Origin of the sequence: Rothia amarae (genome assembly GCF_042677725.1) — a bacterium.
GTDB lineage: Bacteria > Actinomycetota > Actinomycetes > Actinomycetales > Micrococcaceae > Rothia > Rothia amarae.
The window spans coordinates 1-23,098 of record NZ_JBHUCN010000002.1 but is presented as its reverse complement, the minus strand read 5'-3'; the positions used below and the strand labels follow the sequence as shown (position 1 = coordinate 23,098).

Here is a 23,098-nt window from a genome sequence, read left to right as displayed (position 1 = left end):
TCTAACAGACTATGCGTCAAAATCGATCTTGACGTTTTCAGAGCACGGGCGGGTCTGGCAGGTCAGCACGTAACCGGCATCGACTTCTTCCTTCTCGAGCGCATAGTTTTCATCCATTTCGGTATCGCCCTGAATCACCTTGGCACGGCAGGTTCCGCACACTCCACCGGCACAGGCAAAGGGGACATCTGAGCGTACACGCAGAGCCGCGTTGAGGAGCGTCTCATGGGCAGAGGCGGGGGACTCAACCCGGGATGAGGTGCCGTCTAGGTTGAAGGAGATCACGAAATTGTTCCCACTGGGATCAACCTCGATTGCGCGCCCTTGCTGACCAGCAGGGCGTTCAGGCTTACCGGTGGTAAAGAGTTCGAAGCGGACGTCGTCTTCAGCGACACCGCGTTCCTTGAGGGTGTCGCGGCACAGCTGAACCAGCTCGAAGGGGCCACACAGGAACCACTCATCGGTAGCCTCGGTGCGGATAACCCGGTCAAGAAGCTCATTGAGTTTTTCTTCGTCAATACGACCGCTCATGAGCGGGGAAACACGCTGTTCACGAGAGAGCACATGGTGGACGGCAAAGCGCTGCGGGTACTTGTCTTTGAGGTCGCCAATTTCTTCGGCAAACATGACGTCCATGGCTGACTTGTTGGCATAGACCAAATCGAAAGTGGAATCGGTAGACTGGCGCAAAACTGACCGTGCAATCGACATGATGGGGGTAATGCCCGAGCCGGCGGCGAAGGCCACCAGGTTAAGGTTGCCTTCAGCGACAGCGTCCTTTGCTACCTCTTCCGGGTTGTTCATGGAGGTGATGTTCTTTTTGGAAACAAACGCACCTTGGGGATTCATGACGTCAATTTCGTCACCCTCTTTAAGTTCTGTATTCGCCCAGGTAGAGAACAGGCCGCCGAAGTCTTTTTTGATAGCGACATGAACTTCACCGGGGATAGGTTCAGAACAGATGGAGTAAGAGCGGCGAACTTCTTGCCCATCGATAGTTGCGCGGAGGGCAACGTACTGTCCCGGAACGTAGTTGTAGTCATCCACGAGATCAGTGGGGACCTCAAAGACCACCTCTACCGAATCGGCGGTAAGTTTGCGAACCTGTTTGACCTTCAAGGTGTTGAAGGTCGCGCGACGGCGGTTTGTTGTTGCTTCAGTCATGATTAAACCTTGAATCTCGTGGGTCTGTGTCTAAAAATCTAATGAACTTTGAAGTAGTCAAAGGGTTCTTTGCAGTTTTTGCACTGGTACAGAGCTTTACAAGAGGTGGAACCGAACCGGGTCATCTCTTGAGTCTTGAGAGAGTGGCAGTGAGGGCATTTGACGGCTAACCCCACACTTACCGGGCCGGCGGCTGCTTTGCCGGTGGGCGGGGCGATGCCGTATTCGTCCAGTTTCTGTTTGCCAATCTCGCTCATCCAGTCGGTGCTCCACGCCGGGGTGAGCACCAGCTCGACGCGCGGTTCCGGGTAGCCTGCCTCTACAAACGCTGTGCGCAGGTCAGCAGTGATAGTTTCCATCGCAGGGCATCCCGAATAGGTGGGTGTAATCGTGACGACGGGGGTGCCGTTCACATTTTCTACCGTTCGAAGAATCCCTAGGTCAGCTACGGTCAATACGGGAATTTCCGGATCACAGACCGTGGAGGCGACCTGCCACATGGCAATATCAGAACCCTTGGGGGCAGGCGGAGCCTGCTCGGCGAGTTCTTCAGCGCTGAGACGCTGAAACTTCTGCTCAGGCATGTCTTTGAGCATTTCGCGCTGCATGTCATCGAACCCGAATTTCATGGGTCACCTCCTTGGCCTGTAAGGGCTGATTATGAGAAAAGGTGTTTTTACCAGGTGGCTCCGGGGAACTGCCGCGCCAGAACCTGCATTTCCGCGAGAATATGCCCGCGGGCTTCGGAGAATTCGCCGGAGCGGTCCCCTCCCCAGGCTTGATCTACCTGGGGTAGTTCGAGGGTTGCTTCGGAGATAATCTCAGCGATGCGGCGGTCGAAGTTTTCGCGCAAGCTGGAGGGTTGGACGGCGATGCCGGGTAGAGCGGCGGTGACGTCGTCGTCGTGAAAGAGCTCGTCGATGTAGGGCCACATGTAGTAGAGCCCTTCTTGGATGCGGCGGTGGGATTCTTCGGTGCCGATGCCTAAGCGCAGTAGCCACTGGGCGGCGTGGTCCTGGTGGTATTGGATTTCTTTGAGCGCTTTGGCGGCGATGGCTGCCAGGGTTTCGTCCTGCGACTCCACGAGCTTTGAGTAGAGTTCGTGCTGGTAGTAGGAGAAGATGAGTTGACGGGCGATGGTTTGCCCGAAGTCACCGTTTTCCTGTTCGACGAGGCGGCAGGAGCGGAATTCTTCTTCGTCGCGGAAGTAGGCGAGGTCGTCCTCGGTTTTGCCCCAGGCGGTTCCTGCGTAGGTGAGGAAGAATCGTGCGTGTCCGACCAAATCGAGGGCGATGTTGCCCAACGCGATATCTTCTTCTAGCTCGGGCGCACGGGAAATCCAGTGGGAGAGTCGCTGGCCGAGCATGAGGGCATCGTCGCCGAGGTAGAGGGCGTAGCGGGCTACGTCTTCGCTCGCTGTGATGCCTTTTTCGGCGATTTCTTCGGCGGTAATTGCGATGCCGGCGCTCTGCTTGGTGGCGGAGTCGTTGGATGCAAAACTCATAGGTGCTTCACCCCTTCACTCTTGGTGTAGTAGGTTGCGTGGCGAAAGCTCTTGCCCTGCGCCGATTCGAAAAACCCGCCTTTATGGTCGGGGTCAGAAGAGAGGATGGCATCGGAGGGCACTACCCACACGCTGGTTCCTTCGTTGCGGCGGGTGTAGAGGTCGCGTGCGTTGCGCAGAGCCATGGTGGCATCGGGCGCATGAAGTGATCCAGCGTGTACATGGGAGAGCCCGCGGGATGAGCGTACGAAAACTTCCCAGAGGGGCCATTCGCGGGTGTTTTGGGTGGTGTCAGACATGTTTATGCTCCAATGAGTTCTGCGTTGTGGGCTTCCATCTTGCGGGCGTATTCTGCGGCGGCTTCGCGAACCCAGGCACCTTCGGAGTGGGCGGCGCGACGGCGTTGCATACGCTGGACGTTGCAGGGGCCGTGACCGGAAATGACGGACTTGAATTCGTTCCAGTCGAGTTTGCCGTAGTCGTAGTGGCCGCGTTCTTCGTTCCACTTCAAATCAGGATCAGGCAGGGTGAGCCCGAGTGCTTCTGCCTGGGGAACCATCATGTCAACGAAACGCTGGCGCAACTCGTCGTTGGAGAACCGTTTGATGTTCCACGCCATCGACTGCTTGGAGTTGGGGGAGTCTTCATCGGGCGGACCAAACATCTGTAGCGCGGGACCGTAGAAGCGGTTGACGGCGTCTTGTGCCATCTGCTTCTGCTCGGGTGTTCCGTGGGAGAGCTCATAGAGAATTTCCCAACCCTGGCGCTGGTGGAATGATTCTTCTTTACAGATACGAACCATAGCCCGACCATAGGGACCATAGGATGCGCGGCATAGCGGAACCTGGTTGCAGATAGCTGCGCCGTCGACCAGCCAGCCGATGGCACCAATGTCTGCCCAGGTGCGTGCTGGGTAGTTGAAGATGGAGGAGTATTTTGCCTTGCCATCGAGCAACTGCTGGTTGAGGACGTCGCGGGGTGTGCCGAGGGTTTCGGCGGCGGAGTAGAGGTAGAGGCCGTGACCTGCTTCGTCTTGAACCTTTGCCATGAGGATCGCTTTGCGCTTGAGAGAAGGGGCACGAGTAATCCAGTTGGCTTCGGGTTGCATGCCGATAATTTCAGAGTGAGCGTGCTGAGACACCTGGCGGGTGAGGGTCTTGCGGTAGCCTTCGGGCATCCAGTCACGAGGCTCCACGCGGGAGTCTTCGCTAATGAGCTGGTCAAAGTAGTTTTGGGCTGCCTGCTCGTCCTCGCCGAGCGCGGCATCTGATACTGCTTTCAGATGGTCTGCTTGAGGTGCGTTCATGAGAATTTCCTTGCGTGAAGCCGGTAGGGATGAGAAACCGACGCATGATTTACTGACCGTTCGTTCAGTATAAGATTGTACCTAAATTTCAGTCAAGATGTTGCGCAGTTCACAAAATTTGTGGCAAAGTGGCTGTGACTGCATAGTTTGACCGAACATTCGGTCAGTAAATCGTGAGGGGAATTATGACATTAGCTCACGTCATTCTTAAAAACGACCCCGCCACCGAATGGATGGGAATCAAAATTCTTCATGCGGAATACGGGTACGCAACCATTACCATGAGACTGCGTGAAGAAATGCTCAACGGCTTCGGAATAGCCCACGGTGGCATGATTTTTGCCTTTGCCGATACTGCCTTCGCGCTCGCCTGCAATAAGCCAGAAGGTGACCCTGAAACCATCACCGTGGCATCGGGCGCAGACATCAACTTTGTCTCCTCAGGGCAAGCAGGCGAAAAACTAACAGCCACCGCAGAGGTCCGTGAACAGTATGGCCGTAGCGGTCTCTACGACATCAAAGTCACTGGCGAGGACGGGCGCACTATCGCAGAATTTCGCGGTCGCTCCCGCACCATCGCCCGTCCAACTGCCCAGTAAATAAACATTTGCACTAACCAAAGGAAGAAAAATGACAGTACAGAGTAGTACTTCTTGCAGTGTAAAAAATCCCTACAGCGTGGCTCCTGTCGCCGCAGACCGTTCCCAACCGGACCCCGAAGAGCTGATGAGCCGTGATCAAATCGAATCGCTCCAGTTCGAGCGACTGCGCTGGACCCTCCATTACGCCTATGAAAATGTACCTGCCTATAAAGAGCTCTACGATGAGGCGGGGGTACATCCTGGTGACTTCAAAGAGCTCGACGACCTGAAGATTTTCCCATACACCGATAAAGAATTTCTCCGTAAGGCGTACCCTTTCAAAGCGAATGCAGTACCGATGAGCGAGATACGCCGAATCCACGCCTCTTCTGGTACCACCGGTCAGCCCACCGTGGTGACTTATACAGAAAACGATTTGCAGACCTGGGCAACCTTGGTGGCTCGTTGCTTCCGCTTCTCCGGCATTAAGCCCGGTGATAAGGTGCACAACGCCTACGGGTACGGTCTCTTTACCGGCGGACTGGGCGCGCACTACGGCGCTGAACGTCTCGGTTGCGCCGTCATTCCGATGTCCGGCGGTCAAACCGAAAAGCAGGTTCAGATGATTAAAGATTTTGAACCTCAGGCAATTCTCTCTACCCCCACTTACCTGCTCACCATTGCAGATGGGTTCCGCAAGCTGGGCGTGGATCCCAAAGAGACCTCGCTGCGCACCGCAATTCTGGGTGCAGAACCGTGGACGGCTGAAATGCGCCACGAAATTGAACAGACCTTTGGCACCCTCAAAGCCTGTGATATTTACGGACTGTCCGAAGTAATGGGTCCCGGTGTGGCAGGCGAGTCGTTTGAATCGCAGGATGGCTCGCATATTTGGGAAGACCACTTCCGCCCCGAAATCATTGATCCCTTCGATGACTCCATCATGCCTTTGGGTCACCCTGGTGAACTTGTCTTCACGGCGCTTACCAAAGAGGCACTACCCATTATTCGCTACCGCACGCATGACCTCACCCGTCTTCTACCGGGTACCGCGCGTCCAGGGCACCGCCGCATGGGTAAAATTACCGGTCGAAGCGATGACATGATTATCTTGCGCGGCGTCAATCTCTTCCCCACCCAGGTGGAAGAACTTGCACTTCGTCACGCCGAACTCTCCCCGCACTTTGCGCTGGAGATTACTCGCCCCCATCGTATGGATGAAATGACCGTTCGCATCGAACGTCGAGAGGACGTCACTCTTGAACAGGCTGAGGATGCAGCTAAGCGTTTGCAACATGACATTAAAACTAAGATTGGCTCTTCCTGCCGTATTGAGGTACTTGACCCTGATGTTCTGCCCCGCTCGATGGGAAAGATTCGTCGTATTTACGATCACCGCCCCAAGAATACCGAGAGCTAAGACATCGCGTTGAGTCTCACGTTGCTATAAATCAGACTCTTCTCGCCCAGACAGCATAAAATGAGCTGAGATGCCCCAACGACAGGGTATCTCAGCTCATTTTATTGCGAACCATTTTCTGAGGATCTCATGGCTAATCAATCACATACCGCCTCTACTAAGCGCGGCAGACCGGGCTACGAGAGAGAAGAACTTCTCAGTATCTGCGTTCGTGCTTTTAATGAATATGGGTATGAAGCCACTTCAATGGGGGTGCTGGCAGATGCCCTCGGAATTACTAAATCGGCAATCTACCATCACGTAAAGTCCAAAGAGGAAATTTTGGAATATGCCCTTAACCGGGCGCTGGTGTCCCTTGAAGAAGTCTTTGATGCCGCTGAATCCTTAGAGGATTCTAACCCTGCTGAAGCGGTGGAATTCGTGACTCGCCAGACTGTCTATGCGCTGGTAGAACAGTTTGATAATGTAACTCTCCTCTTGCGGCTCAGGGGTAACTCGCAGGTAGAAACCGAGGCGTTAGAACGACGTCGGGAACTTACCAACAGGTTATCCGCGCTGGTCAAAACGGCACAGGAGGCAAAAGAAATCCGGCAAGATATTTCAGACAGAACTATCGCTCGACTGATTTTTGGCATGATTAACTCACTCGCAACCTGGTATCGCCCGGAGCGCGGGGAGAACGTTGAAAAGCTCGCCGACGCCGTCGTCCAAATGGCTTTTGATGGTATGGCCGATTCGACGGCTACTTCAGCTACAGCTCGCTAGGTCGCTCTAGAGCTTCTTTTTGCTGCCCCCGATTATCAAAATTCTCTGGGCGCAGCCATTTCTCGAAAGCTTGCTTTTGATGCGGCCAATCCTCGTCGGTGAGAGCGAACCAGGCGGTATCACGGGAGCGATTTTTGTAGATGAGAGCGTTGCGGAAAATTCCTTCAAACCGGAAGCCCAGGCGACGTGCAGCACGTCGGGAAGGCTCATTGAGAGCATCGCACTTCCACTCGTAACGCCGATACCCCAAATCTTCCAGGGCGTATTTCATGAGGAGATACTGCGCTTCGGTAGCGGTTGCAGTGCGTTTGAGAAGCTGTGAATATATGACCCACCCAACCTCAATAGTGCCATGCTCAGGAGTCATGCGCATGAGCGAGAAAGTGCCGACTGCTTTGCCTAGTTCGTGGTCAATAATCGTGAAATGCAGAGGATCTGCTGAACTTTCTTGAACCCGAAGAAACTCCATAAAGTCTTCTGTGGTCTCAAAAGGGCCGGCGGGCATGTACGTCCAAATGCTGTTCTCAGAACGCTGCAAAAGCGTTTCGATGAGATCAGCTCCGTGTTTTTCGGTAGAGAGCGGTTCAATAGTGCAAAAACGACCGTTGAGCGTAACTCGTTCGGGGCGTGGGCGTGGCGCCCATCCGGAAACCTCATGGCCAATAGGCTGTTCAAACTCGTTATAGCGAACCATGGCAACTCCTAGAAAAATGCACTTTCAATGTAGCCTATCGCCATGAAATACCCCCCTGGCCAGTTTGTATCAAACTTTGCGTTCTTTACTGGGTGCCTCGTGGCATAGAGTGCGAAATCTGATACAAACTTGGGGTGGGGCAGCCGCTTACTTCTTTTCTACTAGAGTCAGAACGTCGTACGTCGCCACAATTTCGTCGTTCTGGTTATGTAGTACGGCGTCCCAAGCGACTTCACCGTATTCATCAGTCACGCGCGGGGTAATCTTCTTTGCGGTGAGGGTGACTCGAATCGAATCGTCGTAGGTTACCGGAGTGATGAATCGCAGATTTTCTAATCCATAGTTTGCAAGTACTGGCCCAGGGGCGGCATCCACAAACAGACCTGCAGCCCAGGAGACCAGCAGGTAACCGTGGGCAACCCGACGGGGGAAGAATGGGTTGGCGGCGGCGGCCTCTTCATCGGTATGGGCGTAGAACTGATCTCCTGTGGAATCTGCGAAAGCGGTGATGTCCTCTAAGGTTACTTTACGCAGGGGAGAGACGAACTGGTCACCAATTTTTAGCTCAGCCAGTGACTTCCGGAAGGGGTGGACGCCTTCGCCGATATCTACCGATTCGCGCGTTACGGTGCGCGCATCAGCTCCTTGATGCCACACGCCGGTAATGGCGGTAAGCATATTGGGGGAACCTTGAATGGCAGTGCGTTGCATATAGTGCTTGACAGCGCGCACACCGCCAAGTTCTTCGCCGCCGCCTGCGCGTCCGGGGCCACCGTGCACTAGATGCGGAACCGGGGAGCCGTGTCCGGTGGAAGTTTTTGCGTCTTCCCTATTCAAGACCAAAACGCGACCGTGATGAGCAGCGATACCTAAAACTGCCTGCTGGGCAATTTCGCGGTCGTTAGTGCACACGGTAGCTACTAGTGAGCCTTCGCCGAGGTTCGCCAGTTCAATAGCCTCTCCAAAGTCGCTGTATTCAATGACCGAGGTTACTGGCCCGAATGCTTCAACCGAATGGACGGCCTCATTGCGGGGGTCATCAAAGGTCAAAATTGTGACGGGGTAAAAGGCGCCTTCGCTGGGAGCTTCGCTCTGGAAAGCGATAGTGCCTCCGGCAGCGGTGAGTTTTTCAACTGAGGAGGACACTTCGCCCTTTTGTTCCAAAGATGCCAAAGCACCAGTGGTGCTTCCCTCTGTCCGAGGGTCCCCTATCTTCACCTTGCTGGAGATTGTTTCTGCCAGCGCCTTGATGACGTCGTCACGGCGACCCGCCGGCACAATGACACGGCGAATTGCCGTACATTTTTGACCTGCCTTAGCGGTAATCTCCACAAATACAGACTTGATGAAAGCATTAAATTCAGGTGTGCCAACTTCAGCATCGGGACCAAGAATTGCTGCGTTGAGAGAGTCGGTTTCTGCGGTAAAGCGCACACCTTTGGTTTGTATATTGGGATGGGCGCGCAGGGTTTGTGCGGTGCTAGCGGAGCCTGTGAATGCCACATGGTCTCGGTAATCCAGGTAATCCAGAAGGTCGCGAGCAGAGCCGGAAATGAGCTGAATGGAGCCTTCGGGTAAAACGCCTGCTTCTAGCATGAGGCGTACACATGCCTCGGTCACGTAACCGGTTGCCGTCGCTGGTTTCACAATCGAAGGCATGCCCGCAATAAACGCCGGTGCAAACTTTTCCAGCATGCCCCAAACTGGAAAATTAAAGGCATTAATCTCTACTGCGACTCCGGGCAGCCGGGTGTAAATGTGCTCACCGGCAAAGCTACCGTCCTTTGAAAGCGGCTCGGTTGCGCCGTCAATAATCACGTTCGAGTTGGGGAGCTCGCGCCGTCCTTTGGAAGAAAAAGTGAAGAGGGTACCGATGCCACCATCAATATCGATATAGTGATCGCGCTGAGTGGAACCGCTGGCGAACGAAATATCGTAGAGTTCTTGCTTATGCTCGTTGAGGTAAATAGCCAACTCTTTGAGCTTCAAAGCGCGCTCGTGAATGGTGAGCTCACCCAGATTCTTCTGCCCAGCGATGCGCGCGTACTCGATTGCTCCCGCAGTATCGATTCCCTCGGTACTAGCGGTGAAGATGACTTCTTCGGTTGAGGTATCTTGGATTTCTGAGAGCTTCTGCGGGTTGGATGGCGTCCACCAGTTGCCTTTGACGAAGCTGGGAATGAGCGCGGGGCTAGTCATGAGTATCCTTCCGAAGATTGAACAAAACAAACTTTCCGACCGTTCGTTCAGTTATTATTCTTACTATAACGCACGTCACTTATTCCTCTGAAGGGTTTTCATGAACGAAGCACAAGAATCATCTACCCAGCGCGAACTCTGGAAAATTACGCTGGGTGAGCTAGATGAAAAATTAGGCGTAAAAGTGCTGGAAGAATCTGCTACACGTGTAGTGGCAACCATGCCGGTTGCAGGAAACCGCCAGTCGCTGGGGCTGCTTCATGGTGGGGCAATGCTGGCGCTGGGGGAGGCAGTGGGATCATGGGGCGCGGTCATCCATGCTTCTTCGATGGGGAAGGTTGCAGTCGGGGTAGACGTGAACGCCACGCATCATAAATCTTCGAAAGATGGAAGTGTGACGGCGACATCCTCGGCAATCCACCTAGGACGTTCCCTCACTACCCACGAAGTAGTTATTACCCACAATGACGACGGCGCGCGTCTGTGCACCATGAGAATTACTAACTTCATCAAATAACTTTAGTTGCTAAGAGTGGAGATTTCTTACGATTTTCATAAACCGTAATATGCAACTATTACTGTCTCTTGCGCTTCCAAGGGGTACTATCATTAAAGTAATCAAGCTTATAATCAAATAAGAGTAGATTGAAAGAAGATGATTACCGTGCAGTATACTGCAGGGAACTACGAAGCTTTCGCAAGGTCGCGGAAGCCTAAGGACATCGACCATAAAACCGCTCATATTGTGGGTGGCGGATTAGCAGGTTTAGCTGTTGCGGGGTTCCTTATAAGAGATGGGCATATGGATGGCTCCAAAATCACCATCTACGAAAAGTCCATGATTGCGGGCGGTGCTCTAGACGGAATTGAAGAACCTGACAAAGGGTTCGTAATACGCGGCGGTCGCGAAATGGAAAATCATTTTGAAACTCTATGGGATCTCTTTCGATCCGTACCTTCGCTTGAAATCGAAGATGCTAGCGTGCTTGATGAGTTTTACTGGCTCAATAAAGACGACCCTAACTACTCCTTGTGCCGCGCTACTTACCAACAGGGTAAGGAATGGCCAACTAACGGCAAATTTACCCTCAGCAAAAAGGCGCAGAAAGAATTGATGAGCCTTTTCTTGCGAGACGCCGATTCGCTTCAAGATGTACGAATCAATGAAGTTTTTTCTGATGAATTTCTAAAGAGCAATTTCTGGATGTATTGGCGCACGATGTTCGCCTTTGAAGAATGGCACTCTGCTCTTGAGATGAAGCTATATCTGCATCGATTTGTTCACCACATTGATGGCTTACCGGATTTCTCTGCCCTTAAGTTTACCAAGTATAACCAGTATGAATCGCTGACTCTACCTCTCGTCAAATGGTTGCAAGATCACGGCGTTCAATTTTCCTATGATTCTGAAGTTACAGATATAGATTTTGAGGATAATCGACCCCAAGGGATTAAGCGCGCCACGGCTATCCATGTAATTCGGGAGGGGAAAGAAGAAAATATTCCCCTTACCGACAATGATTTGCTCTTCATAACTATCGGTTCCCTCGTAGATAATTCTGATGAGGGCGATCATCATACTGCGGCACAACTCAATGAAGGTCCTGCTCCAGCCTGGGACTTATGGAAAAAAATTGCGAAGAAGGATCCTGCTTTCGGTAAACCAGAAGTTTTTTGCTCCAATATTGAGGAAACTAAATGGGAGTCTGCTACCGTTACCACACTGGATGAGCGTATCCCGCGTTATATTGAGCAGATTTCTCACCGTAACCCTCTGAGTGGCCGTGTAGTAACGGGTGGAATCGTCACTGCACAAGATTCAAGCTGGTTAATGTCCTGGACAGTCAACCGTCAACCACATTTCAAAAAACAGCCTAAGGATCAGGTGGTTGTATGGGTCTATGGTCTATTTAGCGATGTACCCGGAGACTATGTTAAGAAATCTTTGCAGGAATGCACCGGGGAGGAAATAGTCCAGGAATGGCTCTATCACCTCGGTGTTCCTACTGATGAAATTGAGGAGCTGGCCGCTACGGGAGCTAAGTGCGTCCCAGTTATGATGCCGTATGTCACTTCGTTCTTTATGCCGCGTAAGCACACAGACCGTCCAGCTGTAGTTCCGGAAGGTTCCCAGAATTTCGCCTTTATCGGTCAGTTCGCCCAATCTGCTACTCGAGACTGTATCTTCACTACCGAGTATTCGGTGCGAACTGCTATGGAGTCTGTATATGCTCTCCTGGGGATAGAACGAGGAATCCCCGAAGTGTATAACTCAACCTACGATGTTCGAGTCTTACTAGATGCAGCCCATAGCCTTGCTGACGGTGAGCGAACAAAGCTTCCAGGAGGAGCACTAAGTAATTTACTGATAGATAAGAAACTTAAAAATACCGAGATTCTTAAGCTCCTTAAAGAGGCTGATCTGCTCTAAAACCTTCAAAATATTAAGTTGATAACTCGTTAACTGAGAAACGGGAAAGGGCGATTGGAACGAAATGATTCAATCCAACCGCCCTTTTCGTATACCCTGCTGAAACCTTAGCTGTAGTCGTAGAAACCCTTGCCCGACTTTCTGCCGAGCTCACCGCGCTCTACCATCTCGCGCATCAGCTGGGGAGGGGCGAATCGCTCGCCCAGTTGGGACTCCAAATATTCAGCAATTCCCAGACGCACATCCAGCCCCACAACGTCAGTCAGCGCCAGAGGGCCGATAGGGAACTTGTAGCCCAGCACCATCGCGTTATCAATATCCTGAGGCGAAGCTACACCTTCCTCCACCATACGAATAGCCTCAAGTGCAATCGCAACGCCGAGTCGGGACGACGCGAAGCCCGGGGCATCATTGACCACTACCGGCGTCTTGCCGAGACTCTCAACCCACTGTGGTGCTAGGGCACGAAGCTCCTCGCCCGTATGCTTCGATTGAACGACTTCCACCAGTTTGGATGCCGGAACCGGGTTGAAAAAGTGCAGCCCCAAGAAGCGCTCGGGCCGCTGAAGTTCCTCTGCCAGCCCGTCAATAGAAAGCGAGGACGTATTTGAAGCTAACCAGGCTTCCTCGCCGAGTTCAGCTTCTACTGCGGTGAGTGCCTCAACCTTTACATCCCATATCTCAGGAACTGCCTCAACCACTAACTCGCACCCGGCAAAATCGGAGTAGCTAGTAGTCACCGTCAGGCTTTCTACCCATACGTCCAGATTTCCATCAATCTTTCCACGTTCCAGAGACTTTGCTAAATCAGATTCCACGCGCTCGCGGGCAGCTTGAGCCGACTGGGCATCGCGTTCCACCACGGTCACTTGCGACCCCGAAATGAGGAAGGCATGGGCTATACCTGCGCCCATGCGTCCGCCGCCCAGTACACCTACTTTGGAGGGAAGAGCCGTCTTTTCAGTCATAAGTTTTACCTACTTCTTTTTGCGGTCAAGAAATGCTTGCATGCGATCGAACTTAGCTTCTGATTCAAACAGAATTGCCTGGGCAAGCTCGTCAATATGAGGATGTGCCGACGGCGGTGCCGAGAACACGCGCTTGGTAATGCGCACGGCGAGCGGATCCTGTTCGCCAATGCGGTCTGCTAATGCGTGGGCGGCGTCGAGTAGCTCTGCCGGTTCGTGAATTTCGGTGACGAGTTTGAGTTCCAACGCTTCCTCGGCGTTGAGAATGCGCCCCGCCATGAGAATTTCCAGCGCTACGGGTTCACCTACCAGCTCTTTGAGCCGCCACAGTGCGCCGGCTGCGGCAATAATACCTAGCCCGGTTTCGGGCTGACCCATCTTGATATAAGGGGTTCCCAGCCGAAAATCTGCGGCGTAGGCAAGTTCGGCGCCTCCGCCGAGGGCATACCCGTCAATCGCCGCAATCACCGGCATGGGCAACTTATGGATGCGGTCAAAAATCTGCGAATTGACGCCGAGGAGGGCATCTTCTCGACGACGTTCACGCAACTGGGCTATATTGGCGCCGGAGGCAAAAATACCGCGCCCATTAGCCTCGCACCCGGTCAAAATCATGATTTTAGGAGTGCGTTCTAGATAGTGGCATACCTCGTGTAGTTCACTCACCATGGCGGCGTCGATGGCGTTGCGCACCTCGGGCCGGTTCATGCGCACCAGCAGTCGGTCTTCGCGCTCGTCTACGGTTAAGGCTTGAAAGTGGTCGGTGGTGAGCATTAGACAAGCTCCACCAGGGTTGCCGCGCCCTGACCCACACCAACGCACATGGTAGCTAGACCTTTATCTACGTTTTCGCGTTCCATGCGACCAAGGAGGGTAATCAAGAGGCGGGAGCCCGACGAACCGAGTGGGTGGCCCAAAGCAATCGCGCCGCCGTCGCGGTTCACGATGTCCGGGTTAATTCCCAAACGCCGCATGGACGCCAGCGACTGGGTGGCAAAGGCTTCGTTGAGTTCTACCGCGCCAATGTCATCTATTGACCAGCCGGAGCGTTCTAGCACTTTCTCGGTTGCAGGAACCGGGCCTAAGCCCATAATCTCAGGGGCAAGACCGGCGGAAGCGCCATCCACAAATCGTGCACGAGCTTTTAGTCCGTATTTCTTCACTGCAGCTTCTGAAGCGACAATGATTGCCGAGGCGCCGTCATTGAGCGACGACGAATTACCCGCCGTTACTACCGAACCTCCGCCGACGACGGGGCGCAGCTTAGCGAGAACTTCTGTGGTAGTTCCGGGTCGGGGGCCTTCATCGGTGTCCACCACGGTCTCGTTACCCTTGCGGTCTCGAATGGTGACCGGCACGATTTCATCTTTGAACCTGCCTGCCTCGATAGCCGCCAATGCTAGTTCGTGTGAGCGGACGGCGAAGGCATCGGCCTCCTCTCGGGTGATGCCGTCTAGCTTTGCTACTTCCTCAGCGGTTTCAGGCATGGAGTAGGTGAACTTGTCGCGCTTTTTAAATTCGGGGTTTACAAAGCGCCAGCCGATAGAGGTGTCAAAAGTTTCCCCGGGCTTGGCGAATGCTTTGGTGGGTTTTTCGGTCACCCAGGGGGCGCGTGACATGGATTCCACGCCGCCTGCAATCACGATATCTGCTGCGCCGGATTTAACCATTTGTGCTGCCAGGGTAATAGCGGACATGCCTGAAGCGCACAGGCGGTTGACCGTGATGCCGGGAACGGTGTCGGGGTAGTCATTGAGTAACCACGCCATACGCGCAACGTTGCGGTTTTCTTCACCGGCGCCGTTAGCGTTGCCCAGAATGACTTCGTCTACTACCGCGGGGTCGAGTCCGCTTTTCTCGATGACGTCTTTGATGCAGAGCGCTGCAAGATCGTCGGGTCGTACCGAGGAGAGAGCTCCGCCGTACCGCCCAACGGGGGTGCGTGATCCGCCGATGAGGAATGCTTCAGGGGTACTCATCCAAACTCCTTTGTTGGAATGCAGCTCACATGCTTTCGCCGAGTGACTACGCTGATTTACTGAATGGTCGTTCAATAAATAATCTCAAATAAATGTGATGTGAGTCAATATCTTGGGGTAAGGGTAAGGGTAAGAAAAGTACACCGTTTCCGCAAAAATACATGCTCTAGGTTGTACTTTTGCGGAAACGGTGTACTTTGTGGGGGCAGGGAGTTGCTAGCGTGCCTTCTCGGGGTGAAGATTGATGTCCTGAATCGATCGAGGAACCATGCTGACAGCTACCAGTGAGATAACGGCGGCGATGGCGATATATGCACCGATTGACCAGGATTTTCCTGTCTCGGTCAGAAGCATCTCGGCGATCATGGGGGCAAATGCGCCGCCAAAAATCGACCCAATGGCGTAACCAATCGAGATTCCTGAAAAACGCACGCGAGCGGGGAACATCTCAGCGTAAAGCGCTGACTGGGGACCGTATGAAGGCCCCAACGTCATTGTGAGGATCCTCTTAGTTCTCTGCACACAAATCCGCCGTCCTGGGTTCTCACTCAGGACGGCGGAGCTTTACCAGGATGGGGGAGGGAGAAGGTTGGGATTTCATTATGAGAAGACCCCAGTCGATTGTTTATCTTCTCGCATAAGATAGGGGCATGTCATCACCCTTGCGCGAGAATCACTCTGCACTATCCCCGTTAGCTATATCGCTGTTGCAGGACATTTCCTTAAACTCAACGCAAGCAGCGCGCGTGCTCGGTGTGCAGCGTCCGGTTATCTCTACATGGGTGAGTCGGCATACAGATTTTCCTCAGCCCATCGATAAACACCGGAACAACCATACGTACTATCAGGCAGCGAAGCTCATCGAATGGGCTTCGGCACGAGACACGGTGACTCGTTCGGTAGATGAAATGGTGTATTTAGCTGCAATTGAAGGAAATGTTGAAGCATGTAAGGGTTTGAACCTGCCTATTCAGGAGATTCTTATTCGCTTCTCAACATTAATTTTGATGTACCGCAGTGTTGAGTATAGGCAAGATGAACGCCCTCTTGGGCTGTTGCGCAGATGCGCTGGCTCGGTAGCTGCAAGACCTCTCTTGAAGCACATAGAATCTGAGCTTTTAGGTATGTCAGATGAACAATTTAGAGTGCTGGGAAGAGTCGCTGGGGCGGTTGCCGAGTATTCCTCCGATTATTTGAGCGATCTTCAACGGGTAACCTATTTGTTGGCATCCCAAGATCGTGGGCAGGAACAGCTTTCTGTAAGCCTGTTGGAGTTTCTTGCACGGGTCGCATCTCCTTTTGCAGAGCGTATGCATATGCGTGGGGGTGCACCGTTTGGACAACTCGTGACGGTGCAACTTCTTCAAACTTTGGTAGGAGATGTTGACGAAAAGCGGCGTATCCACGTTAGTAGTTCTAATGACAGAACTGCTGTGTTACTTCGATTGATTGTTTTGCTGTCGAATGAGGAGCAGCTACTGGAGGATCATTCTCCGGTGGCGACACTGGAAGATGATATCGAATTGACTTCGGTGTGGGTGCACCTTCCTCTTCATGCTTCTTACACTGATTCGATAGGTCAGTGGGCAGAGATTAATTCTGTCGTTTCTGATTCACCGGTGGGCCGGCCAATATTTGTAGTGGGCCGGGCGGATGTGCTGGGTACCAAGGCAGAACCTGGTTCGGACCACAGCTATTTAGCAGAATATGGTCACCTAATAGCTCTTGTAGATCTCGGAACCAAGCATGTTTTGGGGGAGTCTGGTGTTCAGCTGATGCTGGGCATTTTTGAGAACCGCCGTATTGATGAAGGGCTAGTCCCTTACACGGCTCTGTTGGACGCATCCTCGGCTACGAAAGTTGAACCGGGTAACGCCTCAGCCCCGGTTCTTCATGATTTACATACTGTGCTTGTTGAAAATCGATTGGATTCGGTTCATGTGGTTTCTGGCGAGCACATTTTGACGAGCGGTGTAAGAGCCCGTTCTCGTCAATTAGCTGAGAGCGGGTTCTCGTCTGCGTGGATTTCTTCCATGCAACGGCAGAGCGCGAATCGATTGATGGTCACAATTAATGAAAGTTTGCGAGTAGTAAATACTGTGGATTACTCTCCTGCTCGGTTGGACTGGCCTGTGAAAGCGGGACAGGGCGAGAATATTCTGACTTTGCAGGAAGCTCGAGAAAACGGCAAGGTAAAGCGGATCCCCGGAGCAGCAAGGGAAAAGCTAGCTGATTTTGCTCAACCCACGGAAGAAGAAGCTGATTCTTTAGGCATTCGGATTATCGATGTCGAAGCCATGCAACGGGTGCGAGAGACAGGTTCTTTACCTGCTGAGTACTTTGAAGTGAGCGTATCGGATTTAAGCTCGATTGGGCGGGCTGAGCCTGCTCAGGTGGGTGACCTTCTAGTGTATGAGGGTGAACAGCCTTCTGTCTTGGTGGTATCGGAGCATCACGGGTTGGTTGTGCCACAAAGCCCGGTTTTCACGCTTCGTCGAAGATATGAATCTCTGCCTTCTTCTACGCATTTAGCAGAGATATTTGCTGGAATCGTTTTATCGGAGCTACAAGTTCAGAATACCTCTTTGGGCCCTAGAGCTTCCTGGCTGAGGGTGAGGTTGGGAGCTTCCGCTTATTCAGCCATATTTGAGCACCATGCTTCAGAATGGGCAGAGGTGGAGAAAGAACTGAATGAAATCCGGGCTCACCGACAAGTTCTGCAAGCTCAAATTGATGCTTTAAATGCTATAGAAAGCAATACACTTAAAGGCTTTGCAGAAGGAACTTTAGAAATTAATACCAAGGGATAGTGATACGCCCCCGTATCAACATTGGTGATTGTATAGCTCTCTTTTAGGTGGGAATCTAGATGTAATCCAAGTAGCCCTTTACGGCTACTACACCTGAAAGGAATTTGTTGTGGCTACTAAAAAGTCTACTAAGACTACAGCTTCTTCTCCGGAGGAATTGCGCGATTTAATGTGGAAAGCTGCGGATAAACTTCGTGGTTCCATGAACGCATCTGACTACATGAACTTTGTTCTGGGTCTAATTTTCTTGAAATATGTGAGCGATAGTTTTGATGAGCGCTCAGAAGCGATTACAGCAGAAGTTCGTGAAGAAGGATTTGAAGGCGACGCTTTCGACGAAGAACTGGCTGAGCGCCTTAATGATCCTGATGAGTTTTATGGTGAGAGCGTTTATTTTGTTCCTCAACAAGCCCGCTGGAACTATATCGCTGATTTCGCAAAGACAGACAGTATCGGTGCGGTTCTGGATGCTGCGATGCGTGCCATTATGGAACAGAACGATCGACTGCGAGGTGCGCTCGCTGAAATCTACAATAAGGAAAATGTGGACCAGCGCCGTCTTGCCGGTTTGATTGACTTGTTTTCAAATGCAGATTTCAAAGGTATGCGGGAACAGACCGGTCGTTCGTCTTTGGACGTGCTCGGTGAAGTCTACGAGTACTTCTTAGGCAAGTTTGCGTCTAAGCAGGGGCAGCGGGGCGGTGAGTTTTATACTCCTCGTTCGGTAGTGCGTACGCTGGTTGATATTTTGGCACCGGTCAATGGCAAGCTATATGACCCTTGCTGTGGTTCAGGCGGCATGTTTGTGCAGTCTGAGCGTTTTGTTGAGGCGCATGGTAAAAACTTTAAAGAGGAGAAGGGTTTTGAACCAGCCCTAATGGTTTATGGTCAGGAGCTGAACGATCAAACCTGGCGGTTGGCGCGTTTGAACTTGGCGATTCACGGTATTTTTGGTGATCTTGGTGATCGTTGGGCTGACACCTTTTCCACGGATAAGCATGCTGGTGTGAATTTTGATTATGTGCTGGCTAATCCTCCCTTTAACTTGAAGGAGTGGGATCGCCGTAGTGATGATCCGCGGTGGAGTTTTGGGGTTCCTCCTGCTCGGAATGCTAACTATGCGTGGTTGCAGCATATTTGGCATAAGTTGAATGCGGGTGGTACTGCCGCTGTGGTGCTGGCTAACGGTTCGATGAGTTCCAACACTGGCGGCGAGAATACCATTCGCCAGGCGATGGTTGAGGGTGGCGCCGTGGCGGCTATGTTGGCGCTGCCTGCCAATCTTTTCCACGGCACGGCGATTCCGGTATGCGTGTGGATTTTGGCTAAGGATAAGGGCGCTGGCGTTCGCGGTAAGAATGATCGCAAGGGCGAGGTTCTCTTTATTGATGCGCGCAACATGGGGCACATGATTAACCGCACGGAGCGCGTGTTTTCAGATGAAGATGTGGCTCAGATTGCCGGTGCTTGGCACTCTTGGCGGGGCACAGATTCTGATTTGAATACTGGTGAGTTCGAGGATGTTGCAGGCTTCTGCAAGAGCGTATCTGTTGAGGAGATTGCGGCGCAGGACTGGGCATTGACTCCCGGGCGCTATGTGGGTTCGGCTGAAGTTGAGGACGACGGCGAGCCACTTGATATTCAGATTGCTCGCCTGCGTGAGCAGTTGCTGGTGCAGTTTGCTGAGTCTGAGCGTTTGGCACAGGTGGTGAAGGAGAATTTGGCGTCGTTGAATTTGCCTGAGGTTCCTGTTGAAAATATCTTGAACGAGGGAGAATAAGATTATGCGAGTGAAGTTAGGAGATATTCTTTCCATCTCTCACGGGTATGCATTCAAGGGCGAAAATTTTTCAGATAATCCCGTATTACCTATTGTTATGACTCCGGGAAATTTCAAAGTTGGAGGCGGGTTTAGGGAAGCAAAAATAAAAACTTACTCAGGCGAAATCCCCCCTAGATATATCTTGTCTGCTGGTGATGTCGTAATTACAATGACAGATCTAAGCAAATCTGGAGATACTCTTGGGTATCCTGGAATCGTTCCAAAAAATAACAAAACTTATTTACATAATCAAAGAATTGGTAGGTTTCATTTCAAAGATTTGAGTTATGTTATTCCTAAATATATTTATTATCGTTTATTTCAAAAAGATTATCATGATTTTATATTGAATAATTCGACAGGTTCTACTGTAAAACACACGAGCCCAAAGAAAATACTTGATTTTGAATTTGAACTACCTCCCGTAGAGGATCAAAAACGGATTGCAAATATTCTTGGTTCTCTTGATGACAAAATCGAAGCCAATAATGCACTCCTAAATTCTTTAAATCAAATTCTACGTTTAGATTTTCTTCGAAACTCGTTGAAGAGAAATAAATCGTTATATATTTCAGATATTGCCACAGAAATTCGCGAGAGCGTCACTTCTTCTCAGATAAGCGATAACGAGAACTACGTGGGTCTTGAACACCTGCCACGCCGGAATGTGTGGCTTTCTCAATGGGGCACCGGCGCTGAAGTTACTAGTAATAAGTCTCGGTTTAGAAGGGGAGATATCTTATTTGGGAAACTTCGTCCATATTTTCACAAGGTTGTAGTTGCTCCTGTGGACGGGATTTGCTCTACAGACATCATCGTTATTAGACCCAAGCCGGGATATGAACAACTAGCGTTACAGGTTCTTTCGAGTGACTCATTGATTGCGCATGCTACAAATTCTTCAAACGGAACCCGCATGCCCCGCACAAAATGGTCAGATTTAAACTCATATGAGTTCTCCCATCGCGAATCTTCTCTAGATTTATTATCTGATTTTGCAAGTAGTTTAATAAGAGAAAATCAGAATCTATCTCAAGTTCGTAGTATATTGATTTCTGAGTTAATTGGTCGAAGTCGTGATTAAAGAAGTTTGGAATAACTTCTGGGGGTCAATAATTAACTTTTTCTGCACTTTCCCAAATCAACTTTTTAGTGCCAATTCAGATACTGCTTTAATGGCTTGGACACTTCTCGCTACAATAGCAATTCCCGTCGCCTTATTTTTGTTTTCCAAGAAAAACGAGAATTCTTTCAAGGAATTACAGCTTACACAGCTTAGTGTTTTACATGAAATTAAGGATATTTCGAAAGCCGCTTCAAGAACTGTGGATCAAGCCGCGCATCAAAGTTTCGTTGAAGGATTGTCTGCCGAACTTGATTTGGAAACAACACGTAAATATTTATTATTAGTAGACAAGTGGGAGAACAGTCCACTTAAAGACCTTGCCTTGCAGAAAATTAGAAGTCAATTAAGTATCCCTCTTCCTGGTAATCCCGATTCATTAGAGAAGACTGAGGAACTTGATTATTTAGCAGTTTTGCACTATATAGATTCTTTCCCGCAGAGGGTTCAGAATAATTATGAGAATAGCATCTATGAAATTGGGAATTTTCTTGAGGCTGTTCAAAACGATTTATCTATAAGTGAGTATCAAAAAATTGCTCAATCTCTCTTTGCTGTAAATATACCTAATACATGGGAGGCTCGAAGAGGGGTTAAAAATTTTTTGCATCAATTTCCTAATATGGTTGAATACGTACTGCAGTACACTCTAAATTGGCCCGTTAAAAAGAATAGCCAAACGATTATTACTGTAGTAGATTCTTTATATAGGATGGTGCATCGAGGTATTCCTAAGGATAAGGAAATAGTTACAACCGCTTTAACGCAACCATTAGCTGATTTCATTAATGCTCAATCGTATAGAAATATATTTGACTTGGGGTTATCCAGCATATTTGAGACCACGAGAATTGCGACGGAAATAATATATCTTGCTGGCGAGTCTGCAGAAATTCATGACGGATCGAATTCTATAGATCATTTGAAAATGCGAATGATTGAAGGGATTCCAAACTTGTTTCGGGATATCAATTTGGCAGAAATAGATAACTATCCTGGAGACCTTACGGACTTGAGAGAGGCCTGGGTGGAGGGGGTCTACAGGCTGAGTGCAGATTTCCCAGATACTTGGAATGATAATTGGATGCGTATCCAACCTATTGATCGAGTAATACGAAATTTATAAGGAGCGTATGGTGACAACTAAAATTACTCCCGATGGGCATATAGGGGTTCACGTATCTTCCACTAGAAATGATGCCTCTCAGATTTGGGAAGAACGACTAATAAAAGAAATTCAGGCTACCTCATCATACCCAGTTGTTCATATACAGATGCCTGGAATGGGTGCCGCTGCAGGTGGACCGACACCAGATATTATCGAACTGATTAGAAATGCTTTTGAAGTCGCAGGTTATTTAGGGGCAATGTGGAGAGCAGAGAAATTTCTGAGAAGAAAGAAACAGGCAAAGCTCGATAATATTGCAAAAGGCTATGCTCAACAAAGGGAATATTTATATATTACTTTAACTCATGGTGATCTAGTACCTGATTCTGTTGTGCGTAGATTAACGATCCGAGACTTAGTCTCCTTGTTGCCAACAGTGCGCAATGTGTTGAAGGGGGTAGATAATTATTCACTAATGGTTATGGGAAAATCAAAATATGGAGAGCAAATTAATTTTTTTAATTTAGATGGTAAAGATTTGCAAGGGAAACCCTTGCGCCGGATGATTAAAGTTGCTAATTCAGAACGGGGACCTGCTGGTTACTCCTCTGAGGATTTGAACATGATCATTTTTAAGCCTAATCCTAAGCTGAGATAATACTATTTTAAGTTGAATGTGGGCGTATCTGAAGACCTCGAATACACCCACATTCAATTATAAGAATTTTTTATTTGAAACTAGCGTTATATCTGAGACACCAAGCCTCTTCGCCAACCAACAACGAATAACTTGCAATCCCTGTTTTGCTCGAAAATAAGCTTCCTCTCCATCTGGCAAGGAATTATCTGCATGCTTACACCCTTTGTAAACTTTGTTGAAGGCCTGCGACCAAGTCTCAGCAGACTCTTCTGGGGCAATACCTAACTCCGTCAAGGGAATATCTTCTGATACTCTCTCAAAATACTTGGCAGCATTCGGTTTATTGCAACCTGGCATCTGACAACTAGACAGAGTTCCCTTGCAAAATCTTTTACCGCAAGTAGGAGCCTCTCCTCCATTTTCGTCATAGAGCCAAATAGCGTATCCCAACGCCTCAAGAGCAGCACCAATCTGAAGCATTCTGCTTTCTGCTGCTAAATAAGGCTGAAATATAGAGGCTTATTCAAAAGTCCTCCCAGCCGCATAAAACACCAACCCCCGAACCACCGCAAACACCCGCAAAT

General features: G+C 50.5%; 21 protein-coding genes and 1 pseudogene. 10 read left to right on the top strand and 12 right to left on the bottom strand.

Annotated elements, in window-relative coordinates:
- Positions 1–9: 9 nt before the first annotated feature.
- The 5 genes from paaE to paaA form a co-directional block, all read right to left on the bottom strand.
- A complete protein-coding gene (gene paaE, locus ACFR81_RS00340) occupies positions 10–1,164 on the bottom strand; it encodes a 1,2-phenylacetyl-CoA epoxidase subunit PaaE (RefSeq protein WP_343875809.1) in 1,155 nt (384 codons plus the stop codon).
- 38 nt (positions 1,165–1,202) lie between these two features.
- Positions 1,203–1,664: a 1,2-phenylacetyl-CoA epoxidase subunit PaaD gene (gene paaD / locus ACFR81_RS00335; RefSeq protein WP_343876006.1), complete on the bottom strand. Its 462-nt coding sequence runs from the start codon at positions 1,662–1,664 to the stop codon at positions 1,203–1,205.
- A gap of 176 nt (positions 1,665–1,840) precedes the next feature.
- On the bottom strand, positions 1,841–2,668 hold the full coding sequence (gene paaC, locus ACFR81_RS00330) for a 1,2-phenylacetyl-CoA epoxidase subunit PaaC (RefSeq protein ID WP_343875807.1): 828 nt from the start codon (positions 2,666–2,668) through the stop codon (positions 1,841–1,843).
- Complete coding sequence (gene paaB, locus ACFR81_RS00325) at positions 2,665–2,967, bottom strand: 1,2-phenylacetyl-CoA epoxidase subunit PaaB (protein ID WP_068170870.1); 303 nt, start codon at positions 2,965–2,967, stop codon at positions 2,665–2,667. The genes paaC and paaB overlap by 4 nt, the downstream gene beginning before the upstream one ends.
- A gap of 2 nt (positions 2,968–2,969) precedes the next feature.
- Positions 2,970–3,974 (bottom strand): 1,2-phenylacetyl-CoA epoxidase subunit PaaA, encoded by a 1,005-nt coding sequence (paaA, locus tag ACFR81_RS00320; protein ID WP_190617285.1) that lies wholly within the window; start codon positions 3,972–3,974, stop codon positions 2,970–2,972.
- A 185-nt stretch (positions 3,975–4,159) separates the two neighbouring features.
- On the opposite strand from paaA, the gene paaI reads away from it, so the two are divergent.
- From paaI to ACFR81_RS00305, 3 genes are all read left to right on the top strand, one after another.
- Positions 4,160–4,573: a hydroxyphenylacetyl-CoA thioesterase PaaI gene (paaI, locus tag ACFR81_RS00315; protein ID WP_068170864.1), complete on the top strand. Its 414-nt coding sequence runs from the start codon at positions 4,160–4,162 to the stop codon at positions 4,571–4,573.
- A gap of 31 nt (positions 4,574–4,604) precedes the next feature.
- Positions 4,605–5,975: a phenylacetate--CoA ligase family protein gene (locus ACFR81_RS00310; RefSeq protein ID WP_343875802.1), complete on the top strand. Its 1,371-nt coding sequence runs from the start codon at positions 4,605–4,607 to the stop codon at positions 5,973–5,975.
- Between the two features lie 129 nt (positions 5,976–6,104).
- Complete coding sequence (locus tag ACFR81_RS00305; protein WP_145176672.1) at positions 6,105–6,740, top strand: TetR-type transcription factor C-terminal domain-containing protein; 636 nt, start codon at positions 6,105–6,107, stop codon at positions 6,738–6,740.
- Here ACFR81_RS00305 and ACFR81_RS00300 read toward each other — a convergent pair.
- A complete protein-coding gene (locus ACFR81_RS00300) occupies positions 6,727–7,434 on the bottom strand; it encodes a GNAT family N-acetyltransferase (protein ID WP_343875799.1) in 708 nt (235 codons plus the stop codon). The two genes, ACFR81_RS00305 and ACFR81_RS00300, sit on opposite strands and share 14 nt — an antisense overlap.
- 147 nt (positions 7,435–7,581) lie before the next feature.
- Positions 7,582–9,633: a phenylacetic acid degradation bifunctional protein PaaZ gene (gene paaZ / locus ACFR81_RS00295; RefSeq protein ID WP_343875797.1), complete on the bottom strand. Its 2,052-nt coding sequence runs from the start codon at positions 9,631–9,633 to the stop codon at positions 7,582–7,584.
- Positions 9,634–9,733: 100 nt separating this feature from the next.
- Between paaZ and ACFR81_RS00290 the strand changes: the two genes are divergently transcribed.
- Together ACFR81_RS00290 and ACFR81_RS00285 are read left to right on the top strand one after the other, a co-directional pair.
- On the top strand, positions 9,734–10,150 hold the full coding sequence (locus tag ACFR81_RS00290) for a PaaI family thioesterase (protein ID WP_343875795.1): 417 nt from the start codon (positions 9,734–9,736) through the stop codon (positions 10,148–10,150).
- A 147-nt stretch (positions 10,151–10,297) separates the two neighbouring features.
- Positions 10,298–12,064, top strand: coding sequence for an oleate hydratase (locus ACFR81_RS00285; RefSeq protein WP_068170955.1), 1,767 nt, complete (start codon positions 10,298–10,300; stop codon positions 12,062–12,064).
- A gap of 107 nt (positions 12,065–12,171) precedes the next feature.
- Here the strand turns inward: ACFR81_RS00285 and ACFR81_RS00280 are convergent, their stop codons facing one another.
- The 4 genes and pseudogenes from ACFR81_RS00280 to ACFR81_RS00265 form a co-directional block, all read right to left on the bottom strand.
- On the bottom strand, positions 12,172–13,032 hold the full coding sequence (locus ACFR81_RS00280) for a 3-hydroxyacyl-CoA dehydrogenase family protein (RefSeq protein WP_343875792.1): 861 nt from the start codon (positions 13,030–13,032) through the stop codon (positions 12,172–12,174).
- A 9-nt stretch (positions 13,033–13,041) separates the two neighbouring features.
- The gene (locus ACFR81_RS00275; protein ID WP_343875790.1) at positions 13,042–13,806 is read right to left on the bottom strand and encodes an enoyl-CoA hydratase/isomerase family protein; all 765 of its coding nucleotides are present in this window, start codon (positions 13,804–13,806) and stop codon (positions 13,042–13,044) included.
- Positions 13,806–15,011, bottom strand: a complete 1,206-nt coding sequence (locus ACFR81_RS00270) for a thiolase family protein (protein WP_343875788.1) — start codon at positions 15,009–15,011, stop codon at positions 13,806–13,808. Before ACFR81_RS00270 ends, ACFR81_RS00275 begins: the two co-directional genes overlap by 1 nt.
- 216 nt (positions 15,012–15,227) lie before the next feature.
- Positions 15,228–15,515 (bottom strand): annotated as a pseudogene (locus ACFR81_RS00265) (MFS transporter); the annotation flags it as partial.
- A 146-nt stretch (positions 15,516–15,661) separates the two neighbouring features.
- On the opposite strand from ACFR81_RS00265, the gene ACFR81_RS00260 reads away from it, so the two are divergent.
- From ACFR81_RS00260 to ACFR81_RS00240, 5 genes are all read left to right on the top strand, one after another.
- Entirely contained in the window at positions 15,662–17,821 is a 2,160-nt protein-coding gene (locus ACFR81_RS00260; RefSeq protein WP_343875786.1) for a hypothetical protein, read from the top strand.
- Positions 17,822–17,930: 109 nt separating this feature from the next.
- Positions 17,931–19,601 carry a type I restriction-modification system subunit M gene (locus ACFR81_RS00255; RefSeq protein WP_343875784.1) on the top strand — a complete coding sequence of 557 codons (1,671 nt, stop codon included), beginning with the start codon at positions 17,931–17,933 and terminating at the stop codon, positions 19,599–19,601.
- A gap of 10 nt (positions 19,602–19,611) precedes the next feature.
- Positions 19,612–20,727, top strand: coding sequence for a restriction endonuclease subunit S (locus ACFR81_RS00250; protein WP_343875782.1), 1,116 nt, complete (start codon positions 19,612–19,614; stop codon positions 20,725–20,727).
- Entirely contained in the window at positions 20,720–21,892 is a 1,173-nt protein-coding gene (locus ACFR81_RS00245; protein ID WP_343875780.1) for a hypothetical protein, read from the top strand. The genes ACFR81_RS00250 and ACFR81_RS00245 overlap by 8 nt, the downstream gene beginning before the upstream one ends.
- Before the next feature lie 10 nt (positions 21,893–21,902).
- On the top strand, positions 21,903–22,532 hold the full coding sequence (locus tag ACFR81_RS00240; RefSeq protein ID WP_343875778.1) for a hypothetical protein: 630 nt from the start codon (positions 21,903–21,905) through the stop codon (positions 22,530–22,532).
- 57 nt (positions 22,533–22,589) lie between these two features.
- Here ACFR81_RS00240 and ACFR81_RS00235 read toward each other — a convergent pair whose 3' ends face one another.
- A complete protein-coding gene (locus ACFR81_RS00235; protein ID WP_343875776.1) occupies positions 22,590–22,994 on the bottom strand; it encodes a HEPN domain-containing protein in 405 nt (134 codons plus the stop codon).
- Positions 22,995–23,098 lie beyond the last annotated feature (104 nt).

Coding starts and splice junctions, on each gene's coding strand:
- paaE (WP_343875809.1), bottom strand. CDS start 1,164: ATGACTGAAGCAACAACAAACCGCCGTCGCGCGACCTTCAACACCTTG.
- paaD (WP_343876006.1), bottom strand. CDS start 1,664: ATGTGGCAGGTCGCCTCCACGGTCTGTGATCCGGAAATTCCCGTATTG.
- paaC (WP_343875807.1), bottom strand. CDS start 2,668: ATGAGTTTTGCATCCAACGACTCCGCCACCAAGCAGAGCGCCGGCATC.
- paaB (WP_068170870.1), bottom strand. CDS start 2,967: ATGTCTGACACCACCCAAAACACCCGCGAATGGCCCCTCTGGGAAGTT.
- paaA (WP_190617285.1), bottom strand. CDS start 3,974: ATGAACGCACCTCAAGCAGACCATCTGAAAGCAGTATCAGATGCCGCG.
- paaI (WP_068170864.1), top strand. CDS start 4,160: ATGACATTAGCTCACGTCATTCTTAAAAACGACCCCGCCACCGAATGG.
- ACFR81_RS00310 (WP_343875802.1), top strand. CDS start 4,605: ATGACAGTACAGAGTAGTACTTCTTGCAGTGTAAAAAATCCCTACAGC.
- ACFR81_RS00305 (WP_145176672.1), top strand. CDS start 6,105: ATGGCTAATCAATCACATACCGCCTCTACTAAGCGCGGCAGACCGGGC.
- ACFR81_RS00300 (WP_343875799.1), bottom strand. CDS start 7,434: ATGGTTCGCTATAACGAGTTTGAACAGCCTATTGGCCATGAGGTTTCC.
- paaZ (WP_343875797.1), bottom strand. CDS start 9,633: ATGACTAGCCCCGCGCTCATTCCCAGCTTCGTCAAAGGCAACTGGTGG.
- ACFR81_RS00290 (WP_343875795.1), top strand. CDS start 9,734: ATGAACGAAGCACAAGAATCATCTACCCAGCGCGAACTCTGGAAAATT.
- ACFR81_RS00280 (WP_343875792.1), bottom strand. CDS start 13,032: ATGACTGAAAAGACGGCTCTTCCCTCCAAAGTAGGTGTACTGGGCGGC.
- ACFR81_RS00275 (WP_343875790.1), bottom strand. CDS start 13,806: ATGCTCACCACCGACCACTTTCAAGCCTTAACCGTAGACGAGCGCGAA.
- ACFR81_RS00270 (WP_343875788.1), bottom strand. CDS start 15,011: ATGAGTACCCCTGAAGCATTCCTCATCGGCGGATCACGCACCCCCGTT.
- ACFR81_RS00260 (WP_343875786.1), top strand. CDS start 15,662: ATGTCATCACCCTTGCGCGAGAATCACTCTGCACTATCCCCGTTAGCT.
- ACFR81_RS00235 (WP_343875776.1), bottom strand. CDS start 22,994: ATGCTTCAGATTGGTGCTGCTCTTGAGGCGTTGGGATACGCTATTTGG.